10 protein-coding genes are annotated in these 11755 nt (G+C 69.9%); 8 read left to right on the top strand and 2 right to left on the bottom strand.

Annotated elements, in window-relative coordinates; translation table 11 throughout:
* Positions 1-11 precede the first annotated feature (11 nt).
* From DFJ67_RS08805 to mqnP, 6 genes are all read left to right on the top strand, one after another.
* Complete coding sequence (locus tag DFJ67_RS08805) at positions 12-2579, top strand: right-handed parallel beta-helix repeat-containing protein (RefSeq protein ID WP_116067427.1); 2568 nt, start codon at positions 12-14, stop codon at positions 2577-2579.
* Between the two features lie 22 nt (positions 2580-2601).
* Positions 2602-3039, top strand: coding sequence for a PH domain-containing protein (locus tag DFJ67_RS08800; protein ID WP_116067426.1), 438 nt, complete (start codon positions 2602-2604; stop codon positions 3037-3039).
* Positions 3040-3105: 66 nt separating this feature from the next.
* Positions 3106-3621, top strand: a complete 516-nt coding sequence (locus DFJ67_RS08795; protein WP_116067425.1) for a SigE family RNA polymerase sigma factor — start codon at positions 3106-3108, stop codon at positions 3619-3621.
* Positions 3618-4745 (top strand): TolB-like translocation protein, encoded by a 1128-nt coding sequence (locus DFJ67_RS08790; protein WP_116067424.1) that lies wholly within the window; start codon positions 3618-3620, stop codon positions 4743-4745. The genes DFJ67_RS08795 and DFJ67_RS08790 overlap by 4 nt, the downstream gene beginning before the upstream one ends.
* Before the next feature lie 57 nt (positions 4746-4802).
* Positions 4803-6260, top strand: coding sequence for a menaquinone biosynthesis decarboxylase (locus tag DFJ67_RS08785; RefSeq protein WP_116067423.1), 1458 nt, complete (start codon positions 4803-4805; stop codon positions 6258-6260).
* Positions 6260-7159 carry a menaquinone biosynthesis prenyltransferase MqnP gene (mqnP, locus tag DFJ67_RS08780; protein WP_116067422.1) on the top strand — a complete coding sequence of 300 codons (900 nt, stop codon included), beginning with the start codon at positions 6260-6262 and terminating at the stop codon, positions 7157-7159. Before DFJ67_RS08785 ends, mqnP begins: the two co-directional genes overlap by 1 nt.
* Before the next feature lie 1906 nt (positions 7160-9065).
* Here the strand turns inward: mqnP and DFJ67_RS08770 are convergent.
* A complete protein-coding gene (locus tag DFJ67_RS08770) occupies positions 9066-10043 on the bottom strand; it encodes a terpene synthase family protein (RefSeq protein WP_116067420.1) in 978 nt (325 codons plus the stop codon).
* A 59-nt stretch (positions 10044-10102) separates the two neighbouring features.
* Here DFJ67_RS08770 and DFJ67_RS08765 point away from each other — a divergent pair, with 59 nt between their 5' ends.
* On the top strand, positions 10103-10768 hold the full coding sequence (locus tag DFJ67_RS08765) for a UbiX family flavin prenyltransferase (protein ID WP_116067419.1): 666 nt from the start codon (positions 10103-10105) through the stop codon (positions 10766-10768).
* Positions 10769-10772: 4 nt separating this feature from the next.
* On the opposite strand, the gene DFJ67_RS08760 is transcribed toward DFJ67_RS08765, so the two are convergent.
* Positions 10773-11042, bottom strand: coding sequence for a BldC family transcriptional regulator (locus tag DFJ67_RS08760; RefSeq protein ID WP_116067418.1), 270 nt, complete (start codon positions 11040-11042; stop codon positions 10773-10775).
* Positions 11043-11289: 247 nt separating this feature from the next.
* Here DFJ67_RS08760 and DFJ67_RS08755 point away from each other — a divergent pair, with 247 nt between their 5' ends.
* Entirely contained in the window at positions 11290-11748 is a 459-nt protein-coding gene (locus DFJ67_RS08755) for an Lrp/AsnC family transcriptional regulator (RefSeq protein ID WP_116067417.1), read from the top strand.
* Positions 11749-11755 lie beyond the last annotated feature (7 nt).

Genomic DNA, 11755 nt, shown 5'->3' with positions numbered 1-11755 from the left:
GGGGTTGTGCGATGCGGGTTGGCCGCGGCCTGGCGCTGCTGTGTGTCGGTGTGTTGGTGACGGCTGGCCTGTCGGCCGTCGGCGGAAGCGCCGCGGCGGCGGATGATCCGCTGCCGCCGATCCGCGTGTCGCAGCCGTGCAACGGGACGCCAGACGGCTCCTCCGGAAGCTACTGCTCGATCACCAAGGCGGTGCAGGCAGCGCAGCCGGGCCAGACCGTCGAGGTGTGGCCGGACACCTACGACGAGTCCGTGGTGGTGACGAGGTCCGGCCAGCCGGGCAAGCCGATCACGATCACGGCGATGCCGGCGACGGGCCAGCGGACCACCGTGCGAGGCGCCGAGGCGGGGCCGGCATTTCTTCTCTCCGGCGTGCACGACGTCGTCATCGACGGACTCGACATCGGCATGACTGTGCTCAAGCCCGCCGTGGTGGTCGAAGACTCGAGCGACGTCACGATCGCAGACGGGTGGGTCAGCGCCTCACGGGCCGCGGCCCTCGAGATCAAAGGTGACTCGCACGGCGTCACCGTGCGCGACATGGTCGCCCGGAGCGGCAACGGGCCGGTGTTCGCTGTGCACTCCGGCGCCACCGACACCCTGCTCACGGGCAACAGCGTTTACGCACAGACGCAGCCGAGCACTACGCCCTCGGCGGTCACCGTCGAAGACGCACCACGGACCACCCTCACCAACAACACGATCGTGACCGACTGTCTGGTCGGCGTCGCGGTGAAGGGCGCCTCGGCGGGATTCAGCCTCTTCAACTCGATCCTGCGGACCAACCGGCCCACGCTGCCCGGTGGTTGCACGGCCGGGTCCGGGCAGTCGTCGGCGGCCGCGACGCCGTTGACCGTCGACGGAGCGGCGACGACCGACAGCCACGTCGACTACAACCTGGTCGACCCGGTGCACGGCGGATCGCTCTACGCGTGGGGCGGCACCACCTATCCGAACCCGGCCGCACTCGCGGCCGCGACCGGGCAGGCAACGCACGACATCGCGGCCGACCCATTGCTGACCAACACCGACGGCGACCGGGCCGGATGGAGCGTGCGGGCCGACTCGCCGGCGATCGACTCGGCGCTACCGGACGCGCCGGGAGTGCGGAGCCAGGACCTGCGCGGCAACCCGCACGCCGACAACCCGGACGCACCCAACGTGGGTGGTGGCTACGTCGATCGTGGCGCGACCGAACTGCTTCCCGCTCCGACGGTCACCTCGGCGATCGCGCGGGCGCCCGGCGGCGGCAGCCTCGAGGCGATCGCCACCGCGACCGCCACCTATCCGTGGCGGACGGACGGGCCGGCGGGCGCGTTCAGCTTCGCGATTCCGGGCCAGTGGCCGGTCGTCGGCCACACCGGCAGCGCGCGGTTCACGTTCCCGAAGGCCGGGCCCGCATGCGTCGACATCAAGGTCAGCAACGACGGGTTCCGCGGCGCCGTCCTGGCACACCAGGCGTCGCCGTGTGTCGTGCTGGGCGCCTCGTTCACCCCGGTGCCGCCGCAGCGGGTGCTCGACACCCGCTCCGGCCTCGGCGCGCCGAGCGGCGCACCGCTGGAACCGGGCGCTGATCTGCACCTTTCGGTGCCTGCGTCGATGCGGACGGCGGCGGCCGTCGTCCTCAACGTGACCGTGACCCAGCCCACCGCCAACGGCTACCTGAAGGTCTACCCAGACGACGACAGCCAGCCGACCACGTCGAGCATCAACTTCCTGGCCAAGCAGACGGTCGCCAACCTGGTGACCGTGCGCAACGGGCCCAACGGGTTGTACCTGTCCAATGCCAGTGCGGGCACCACCCACGTGGTTGCCGACATCGCCGGCTACTACGCCAACACCGGGTCCGGGCTGACCTCTGCGAGCCCGGTGCGGGTCCTCGACACCCGCGCGGCGATCGGCGTGCCGGGCACGACGCCAATCGGTCCTAACGGGAAGGTGACCGTCGACCTGTCGGCAAAGGTGCCGGCGGGCACGACCGCGGCCGTGCTCAACCTGACCGTCACGAAGCCGACCACGAGCGGCCACATCACCGTGTTTCCGCCCGGGGCGGCGGTGCCGACGACGTCGAACGTCAACTTCCTCGCCGACCAGACCGTGAACAACATGGTGATCGCGCCGGTCGTCGACGGCAAGGTGGCGTTCGCGTTCGGTGGCGCGGGGACCGTACACCTCCTCGCCGATCTGTCCAGTTGGTTTGCGCCCGGTGCCACTGACACCTACCTGCCGACCTCCCCGACGCGGATCCTCGACACCCGCACCACGGCCACCCCGGTCGGCCCCGGCAAGACGGTGCGCGTCACGGTCAACGCCAGCGTGTGCGGCTCGGCACCGTGCCCCCGCACGGCCATCGTGGCGAACCTGACCGTGACCAACGCGAAGTCCGACGGGTATCTGTCGGTCTACCCGTTCGGCCAACCTCGCCCCGTCGTGTCGGCGCTCAACTTCACCAAGGGGCAGACCGTGGCCAACCTGGTCACCGTCGGCCTCGGCCAGGACTCGTTCCTGGTCTACAACAACGGTGGAAGCACCGTCGACGTGATCGTGGATCAGGCCGGGTTCTACCTGTCGCCGGCCTGACGCCCATCACTATCCTGTCCCGATGCGACAGACGTGGCGGGTATCGACGGCCGGTCGGGTGGCCGGGCTCGTAGGCACGGCCTTCGGGCTGGTGGTCGTCGTTCGCGCGCTGCTGGCCATCGCGCGTGACGGGATGGAGTTGGGCCTCGCCTACGGCCTGCTGCTCGGGGTGGCGCTGGTCGTCGCGCCGCTGGTCCTGACGCTGCGGCCGGCCGTGACGCTGACCGAGACCGATGTGGACGTACGCAACCCGCTGCGTACCCTGCGTGTGCCGATCGCCGAGATCACCGACGCCAAGACCGGCTACGGCGGCGTGCGGATCGAGACCCGCGCCGGGCGGGCGGTCACCGCGTGGGCCGTGCAGAAGTCCAACCTGGCCAACTGGCGCGGCCAGCACACCCGGGCCGACGACGTCGCCGAGGCAATCCGTCAGGCCGCCCGGCCGAGGGCCCGTCGTTAGATTTCCCGCTCCCACAGGCAGCAGCCGGCCCGGTGGCCGGCGTTGTCAGGGGTATGAGGGACAAGCATGGATGCTGATCTCGAGTCGGAGTTCAGCGAGTTCGTCGCGGCCCGGTCGCATGCGCTGTTCCGCACCGCGCTGGCGCTGACCGGGCATCGCCAGCAGGCCGAGGACCTGCTCCAGACGGTGCTCATCAAGGGCGCCCGGCACTGGCCGCGGATCCGCTCCGGCGCGCCCGAGGCCTACCTGCGCACCGCGCTCTACCGCCAGCAGACGAGCTGGTGGCGCAGCCTGCGGCGGCATCGTGAGCTGAGCACCGACGTGCTGCCCGAAGCCGCCGCTGCCGACGATCCGACGCACACCGTCGACCTGCACCTCGCCCTGCGGCAGGCGCTGGGCCGGCTGGCGCCCAAACACCGGGCGGTGCTGGTGCTGCGCTATTTCGAGGACCGGCCCGACGAGGAGATCGCCCTGATCCTCGGGTGCGCCGAGTCGACCGTCCGCAGCCAGGCGGCGCGGGCGCTGGCCCGGCTGCGCCAGCTCGCACCGGAACTCCACGCCAAGGAGGAAGCACAGCGATGAACGACGAGCTTTCCGGCGCGCTGCGCCAGACGTTCGAGCAGATCGCCGACGACGGCGGGCCACCGCCTGCGCTGGCGCGGGCAGCGCTGGCCGGGGCCCGGCGCCGGCGCCGCGTCCAAGTCGGAGCGGGTGCCGGGCTGGTGCTGTGCGCCGTGCTCGCGGCGGCCGGCGTGGCTGTCGGTGGCGGCCAGGGAAGCCAGGTCGCGAGCGGACCCGGTGAGTCGGTCATCGAGGCCTACAGCGGCGTCCGCGACCTCGGAGTTGAAGACGGCAGCCCCGCGTTCAACTACTCGTTGCTGCTGGATCGCAAGACCGGCACCTACCGCCGGGTTCCTTATCGGACCGCGATCCCGTCGCCCGACGGTGACCGGGTGCTGGTCGCCACCGGCGACAACAGCACCGCCAACCCGAGCGGGCTGGGCATCATGGATCGGGCGACCGGCGTCGTCCGGTGGATCGACGGAAGCAAGATTGACGGGTTCCCCGGCAACGCCAACGACGGCGTGTGGTCACCTGATGGGCAGCGCATCCTCTTCCGATTCGTGCCTCGCAACGGCCCGCCCGGTGCGGTCCTGGTCGACACGGAGACATTGCGAGGTGAGCTGCTGGAACTGCCCGATCTGTCCGTCGCCGACATCGGCATGGCCTGGACCCCCCACAGCGACGGCTTCGCGGTGACGCTCGCGGATTCTCCCAGCGAGGGAAGTGCGTACACGGCGCGCGGGGTCCAGTTTTTCGATCTGAAGGGGCGGCCACAGCGCACTCTCGCGGTGCCGGGACCCGACCTGTGTGCCCGACCGGTCTTCTCACCGGACGGTCAGCTCGCCCTGAGCGGGCCGCTCGTCGGCAGCGGTGGATTGTCGATCGCCGTCGTCGATCCGGACACCGGGGGAGTTCGCGAGCGGATCGCGCTCGACGACAACGGCCGGATCATCGGTTGGGCTGACGAGGGGCACCTGCTGGTGAGCACCTACGACAGCCGCGACGCCGAGCACCTCGAGGTGATCGATCTGACCGGGGCGGTGACCAGGCGGGTGGTTCGGCCGGAGGGCGCCGACGACAGCGAGGTCTTCATCGGTTCCGCCGCCGGCCTGCCGAACTCGGCCGATGGCCTGACCTTCTGAGGCGCCGGCCTGGGGGCCGACGAGGTGGGGCACGCGCCATAGGCGAGACTGCTACCTATGGCGCGTGCCTTCCCGTACCCGGATCTCAAGGACTTCATCTCCGCTCTCGAGAGCGCCGGTGAGCTGCGCCGGGTCGGTGTGCCGGTCGACCCGACGCTGGAGATCAGCGAGGTGGTCACCCGCACGGTCCGGGCCGGCGGTCCGGCGCTGCTGTTCGAGCGCCCGACCCGCGGCGAGATGCCGGTGACGGTCAACCTGTTCGGCACCGAGCGGCGGATGGCGATGGCGCTGGGCGTCGACTCGCTCGACGAGATCGGCGACCGGATCGGCGCGCTGGTCAAGCCCGATCTCCCGGTCGGCTGGTCGGGGATCCGCGACGGGCTCGGCAAGGTCATGCAGCTCAAGTCCGTACCCCCGAAAAAGGTCAAGACAGCGCCCTGCCAGCAGGTGGTCTTCAAGGGCGCCGACGTCGACCTCAACCGGCTGCCCGGCCTACAGGTCTGGCCCGGCGACGGCGGGATCTTCCACAACTTCGGGCTGACCCACACCAAGCACCCGGAGACGGGAAAGCGCAACCTCGGCCTCTACCGCCTCCAGCAGCACTCGCACAACACGCTCGGCATGCACTGGCAGATCCACAAGGACTCGACCGCGCACCACGCGGTGGCCGAGCGGCGCGGCGAGCGGCTGCCGGTGGCCATCGCGATCGGCGCCGACCCGGTGGTCAGCTACGCGGCCAGCGCCCCGCTGCCCGGTGACATCGACGAATACCTGTTCGCCGGCTTCCTGCGTGGCGAGCGGGTGGAGATGGTCGACTGCCTGACCGTGCCGTTGCAGGTGCCGGCACAGGCGCAGATCGTGCTGGAGGGCTACATCGAGCCGGGCGAGCGGCTGCCCGAGGGCCCGTTCGGCGACCACACGGGCTTCTACACGCCCGTCGAGCCGTTCCCGGTGCTCCACGTCGAGTGCATGACCATGCAGCGCGATCCGGTCTACCACTCGATCATCACGTCGAAGCCACCGCAGGAAGACCACGGCCTCGGCAAGGCCACCGAGCGCATCTTCCTGCCGCTGCTCAAGCTGCTGATCCCCGACATCATCGACTACGACCTCCCGTCCGCCGGGGTGTTCCACAACTGCGTGATCGTCTCGATCAACAAGCGCTACCCGAAGCACGCGCAGAAGGTGATGAACGCCATCTGGGGCGCCCACCTGCTCTCGCTCAGCAAACTGATCGTGGTCGTCGACGACGACTGCGACGTGCACGATTACGCCGAGGTCGCGTTCCGGGCGTTCGGCAACGTCGACTACGCGCACGACCTGCTGCTCACGCAGGGTCCGGTCGATCACCTGGACCACGCGTCCTACCAGCAGTTCTGGGGTGGCAAGGCGGGCGTCGACGCCACCCGCAAGCTGCCGACCGAGGGCTACACCCGCGGTTGGCCAGACGAGATGGCCATGTCGCCGGAGATCACGGCCCTGGTCGACAAGCGGTGGAAGGAGTACGGCCTCTGATGGTCGCGATGGCGGCACCGGCACCAAACCGGGTCCAGGCCTTCATGCGGCTGGTGGTGATCGAACACTCGATCTTCGCCCTGCCGTTCGCCTACGTAGCCGCGCTGGCCGCGATGCGCCTGGACGGCGGCCGCGTCCAGTGGGGCACCCTGCTGTTGATCACCGTGGCGATGGTGGCGGCCCGCACGGTCGCGATGGCCGCCAACCGGATCATCGACCGCCGGATCGACGGGGAAAACCCGCGCACGGCGTCCCGCGAACTCGTCACCGGGGCGGTGTCCCTGCGTACGGCGTGGGTCGGCCTGCTGCTCTCGCTGGTCGTCTTCGAGGTGGCCGCGGCCGCACTCAACCCGCTGTGCCTGGTGCTGTCGCCGGTCGCGCTGTTCCTGCTGGTCATTTACTCCTACGCGAAGCGCTTCACGAACTATCCGCAGCTCTTCCTGGCCGCGGCGCAGGCAGTGGCCCCGGTCGGCGCGTGGGTCGGCGTCACGGGTTCGTGGTCCTGGCCGGCGTTCGTGCTCGGCGTCGCGGTGGGCACCTGGATCGGTGGGTTCGACTGCATTTATGCGGTCCAGGACCTGGAGGCCGACCGCCGGATCGGCATCGGTTCGGTCCCGGTGAAGCATGGGGTCCGCGGCGCCTTGATCATCTCCGCGGTGACGCACGTGGTGACGGTCGCGTTCTACCTGTGGTTCGGGGCGCTGGCGGATCTGGGGTGGCTCTGGACGGCCGGGGTCGCGGTCACCGCGGCGGTGCTGGTCTACGAGCACGCCATCGTCAAGCCTTCGGACATGTCCCGGGTCAACCGGGCGTTCTTCACGGCAAACGGCGTGATCGGCATAGTGCTCTTCGTCTTCGCGCTCCTCGACCTGGTCGCCCTCCAGGGGTTGCGCGCCTAGAGCGGGTCGCTTCTGCTGCTCGGTCGCGGTCGCGGTCGCGGTCGCGGTCGCGGTCGCGGTCGCGGTCGCGGTCGCGGTCGCGGTCGCGGTCGCCTCGGCCGGTGCCGGTGATGGGCACGGGTCGGCTCGTGGACGTGTGACCGGTGATCGTTTGCACGTGGTCAGCACCCGGCGGACGTCTCCGCAAGATCATGTGCACCTCATCAACAATCCGCACGGCGTGTCGTGCCGACCTGACACACATGATCATGGCGGAAGCCGTAGGTGATGCAGATCGGGTGCAAACGATCAAGCCCAACGTCCCGACCCAGTAGATCTAGGAAAATTCTGGTAGCCAGGGCTACCAGAATTTTCCTAGATCTCATCACAGTCGGCGCGGCGCAGCGCGACACACCGACGAAGCGAATGGCCGGCGTTGAAGCGGCGGCTGGCGCCGCCTATTGGTCACCGACCGCGACGTGGCAGCGGCGTTGGCAGCCTCCGAAGCGAGTGGCCGGCGCTCAAGCGGCGGCGGGGGCTGCCCATTGGTCACCGACCACGACGCCGCGGCGTCGTTGGCCCGTGTGGTGGGAGCTGGGGTGGCGGTTGGCCCGCCACCCGGGCCAACGACGCCAGCCGCGTGCCGGTGGGTGACCAACGGGCGACGGCGCCGAAGTGCCGGGGGCGCCTATTGGTGAACCGCCGCGACGTGGCGGCTGCGTTGGTCAGCGTGGCGGGGCGCTGAAGTGGCGGCTGGCGCCGCCTATTGGTCACCGACCGCCACACGGCCGGCGGCGTTAGCCCGGGTGGGGGCGTTGAAGTGGCAGGCGCGGCGCCTATTAGTGACCCGCCGCGACGTGGCGGCTGCGTTGGCTCGTGTGGTGGGCGCTGAAGTCGCGGCTGGTGCCGCCCATGGGTCACCCACCGGCACGCGGCGGCCGCGTTGGCTCGTGTGGTGGGCGTTGAAATCGCGGCTGGTGCCGACCATTGGTCACGGACCGCGACGCGGCGGCGGCGTTCGCCAGGGTGGTGGGCGCCGATGTGCTGGGTAGCGCTAATTGTGACCCGCCGAGACGTGGCGGCTGCGTTGATCAGCGCGGCGGGGCGCTGAAGTGGCGGCTGGCGCCGCCTATCTGGTCACCGACCGCGACGCAGCGGCGGCGTTAGCCCGCGTGGGGGCGTTGAAGTGGCAGGCGACGCCTATTGGTGACCCGCCGCGACGCGGCGGCGGCGTTGACCCGCGTGGGGCCTTGAAGTGGCGGCTGGCGTCGCCCATTCGTCACCCGCCGCCAGGCGCCGATGGCGTTGACTCGCGGGGTGCGTGGCCAAGTGGCGGCTGGCGCCGGCCGTTGGTGATCCGCCGCGACGCGGCGGTGGCGATAGCGCGGAATGAGTGGCGCCGGGCGCCACTCATTGGTGAGCTGCCGCAAGGCGGCGGCGGTGTTTATCCGCGTGGTGGGCGCTGAAGTGGGGGCGGGCGCCGCCCATTGGTCCTTGACCGCCACGCCGGCGGCGGCGTTAACCCCGGGTGCTGGGCGCTGAAGCGGCGCGCCGGGCGCCCATTCGTCATCCACTGCGACGCGGTGGCGGCGTTAGCCCGTGTGGTGAGCGCTGAAGCGGCGGCCGCCGCCGCCCAGCGCAGACAGACCGCCAGGCGGCGGCGGCTTCGACCAGAACCCACACCCAACCCGCAGGGTAGGGGTGGATCTCCTCGTCGGGCGTAGCCCACAAACCAGGATCTCCGGATGGGGACAAGGTGGAGCGCCCTACTGGACGAACGACCTTGTCCCCATCCGGAGATCCTGGTGCCCTAAGCGAAGCCCGACGAGGAGATCCGCCCCCACGGGCTGGCATCTCTTTAGAGCGGCCGGGGTCCGGGGCAGCGCCCCGGTGGGGGCGAGGGGCAAAGCCCCAACAACAACAACAACTACGAAGCCCGATCCCCAACCCAATCAGCGACAAGCGAAGGCATCGGATACCGGGGCGACTCCAGCGACCAGTCGATGGTCCCCCGCACCGAATCAGCGACCCCTTCCACATACCGCCGAACCGCCGCGTCAATGCGGGCGCCGAACGCCGGCACGGCCGCGCGCAACTCCACGAACCGGGTCATCCGCTCCTGCCACCGAGCGATCACCTCATGGATCGCGCCGTCCCGGGACAACCCCCGCTCCCGAGCGGTAGCCAGCACCAGATTGTGCCCGGCAGCGGTGCTCTCATCCCGCTCCAGCGAAAGCAGATCATTGAACCAGGACAAAAGATCATTCCCAGCCGCGCTGATCTCCCGCAACACCGGATGGTGATAGACCGCCTCGGGAATCCGCATCCGCGAACCACCGGCGAACTCGATCAAGGCGTAGGACACGTAAGCGGCCGACGTAGCTCGTCGAAGCTGGATGTATTCCACGACCCCCGGCTTACGCCCGACCCACTTGTTGCTCGCCTCGACCAGGATCCCGTCGAGGTGGTGGCGCAACGCGTCGTTGATGCGATCGACCGACATCTCCGAGAGCCCCCCGGTGATGGCCCGCCAGGAATCGAGCAGCATCGCGCGCATCGGCGAGCTCAGCCCCGGCGCCGGCTGTCGCCCGTCGCTGTCGAGCGTCGCGTAAACCCCGTCGATGGTGGCCCGGACGACCGACAGCGGCGGGGTAGCGCTGCCGTCGACGGTGTCGTCGAGCAGAAAGAAGAAGGTGAACAGCGCGGTCAGCAGCCGCAGGTCGGCGGCGCTGGCGTCGGGGTAGAGGCGGCCGGCGTAACGCCCGAAGCCGCTGACCCGCAGCCGCGCGGCGGCCTCCGAAGACACCCCGCGCTTGATGAGCCACTCGGCCAGCCAGTCCTGCGTGTCATCGGCGTGCGGGGAGATCCGCGGCGGGATGGGGCAGAACAGACCGGGCGTCACCATGCAGCGGCCTCCCGCGTGCGCTGGCTGGGAGGGCAGGCCCGGCTCATAGGCTTGACCGTATGCGAACGCCGTGGGTGGTTGGGGTCTCGGGAGCATCTGGTACGCCATATGCGGCTTCGGTGCTGCGAGGCTTGCTCGACGCCGGGGAGTCTGTCGATCTCGTGGTGTCCCGGGCGGCGCGACTGACGATCCTCGACGAAACCGGGTCACCGCTGCGCGACGGGCACTGGAAAGACGACCTGGCGCGCTGGCTCGACCGGGATCTGACCGAGGCCGATCTGGTCTTCTGGCCGGCCGGTGATCTCGCCGCCGGGCCGAGCAGCGGCTCCTACCCGGCCCGCGGCATGGTGGTCGTGCCGGCGAGCACGGCGGCCTGTGCCGGGATCGCTCTCGGCCTCTCGAAAGACCTGTTGCAGCGAGCCGCCGAGGTCAACCTCAAGGAGCGGCGGCCGACCGTGCTTGTGCCCCGGGAGACCCCGGTGACCCGCAGTCACCTCCAGCACCTGCTGGAACTCGACGCGGCCGGCGCGGTGGTGCTGCCGGCCAGTCCGGGCTTCTACGGCGCCGGCGCAGCGGCGACCGCGGCTCAGTTGGTCGACTTCGTGGCCGGCAAGATCCTCGACGCGATCGGTGTCGCGCACGACCTCTCGCCGCGCTGGACCGGCGGCATCAGCGGCGGCAGCCCCGCCGCGGGCCCGCCCAGCGGGCCCGCCACGGAAAACTGAGCCCTCAGTGCAGGCCGGCGTTCGTCGGCCCGTGGCTGCCGTTCTGAGGCGGCCCGGCGTTGCGTGGACGGTTGGCATCGCCGTCGAGGTCGTCGAGCACGCCTTCACCTTCGAGCAGGGCTCGGACTTCAGACTCGCGGAAGCGCCGATGTCCACCTGGTGTCCGGATGCTACCGATCCGACCCGCTGCGGCCCATCGCGTCACGGTCTTGGGGTCCACCCGGAAGAGCGCAGCCACCTCGCCCGGCGTCAGCAGACGGTCTCCAGTGTCCACGGTCCCCTCCTCGCGTCAGCGAAAGCCTCTCGAACTGGTCTCAGATGTGCGCCCCGGCAGTGCGCGAGAGGCTTTCATAGGGACGTACGGCCATTAGAGCACCGTGCGAGTGCACTGTCCTGGAATCGGGGAAAACGCACTGTGTGGGCAGATCCCCGGTAAAATTGCGAGCCGTACTCTCCTTTGACCATGTTTCACGCGGACCGGCGAATCGTCCACTCCCGGCCCCGGTTAGGGTCTACAGGCCGTGGATGCCATCGACCTGCGCCTCGTGGAGTTGTTGCGTACCAACGCACGGCTGTCCTTCGCCGAACTCGCCCGGCAGGTCGGTCTGTCCGCGCCGGCGGTGCACGAGCGGGTGGGAAAGCTCGAATCGTCCGGTGTGGTCCGTGGCTATCGGGCGGAGGTCGACCCGGAGGCGATCGGGCTCGGCGTGACCGCGTTGATCGGCGTCGTCGAGGAGTCGACCACCGACGCCGACGACCTGCTCGAACAGTTGCGCGCGTTACCGGAAATCGAAACCTGTTACTTCATGGCCGGCGTCGAGTCGTTCCTGCTAACCGTGCGGGTCGGCACGATCGCCGAGTTGGAACGGCTGATCGTGCGGCTCAACCGGACGCCCGGAGTGGCCTCGACCCGCACCGCGATCGCCCTCTCGGCCAAATGGGAGAACCGTCCGCGTCCGGTCGCGCCACCCACGGCATAGCCTGCAT

It is taken from the genome of Asanoa ferruginea (assembly GCF_003387075.1).
In the GTDB taxonomy this organism is placed as follows: domain Bacteria; phylum Actinomycetota; class Actinomycetes; order Mycobacteriales; family Micromonosporaceae; genus Asanoa; species Asanoa ferruginea.
Note: the sequence above shows the minus strand (reverse complement) of the source record. Positions and strands in the feature narration are given on the sequence as shown.

Bases quoted from the DNA above. Each gene is read 5' to 3' on its own strand.
- DFJ67_RS08805 (WP_116067427.1), top strand. From the start codon at position 12: ATGCGGGTTGGCCGCGGCCTGGCGCTGCTGTGTGTCGGTGTGTTGGTG.
- DFJ67_RS08800 (WP_116067426.1), top strand. From the start codon at position 2,602: ATGCGACAGACGTGGCGGGTATCGACGGCCGGTCGGGTGGCCGGGCTC.
- DFJ67_RS08795 (WP_116067425.1), top strand. From the start codon at position 3,106: ATGGATGCTGATCTCGAGTCGGAGTTCAGCGAGTTCGTCGCGGCCCGG.
- DFJ67_RS08790 (WP_116067424.1), top strand. From the start codon at position 3,618: ATGAACGACGAGCTTTCCGGCGCGCTGCGCCAGACGTTCGAGCAGATC.
- DFJ67_RS08785 (WP_116067423.1), top strand. From the start codon at position 4,803: ATGGCGCGTGCCTTCCCGTACCCGGATCTCAAGGACTTCATCTCCGCT.
- mqnP (WP_116067422.1), top strand. From the start codon at position 6,260: ATGGTCGCGATGGCGGCACCGGCACCAAACCGGGTCCAGGCCTTCATG.
- DFJ67_RS08770 (WP_116067420.1), bottom strand. From the start codon at position 10,043: ATGGTGACGCCCGGTCTGTTCTGCCCCATCCCGCCGCGGATCTCCCCG.
- DFJ67_RS08765 (WP_116067419.1), top strand. From the start codon at position 10,103: ATGCGAACGCCGTGGGTGGTTGGGGTCTCGGGAGCATCTGGTACGCCA.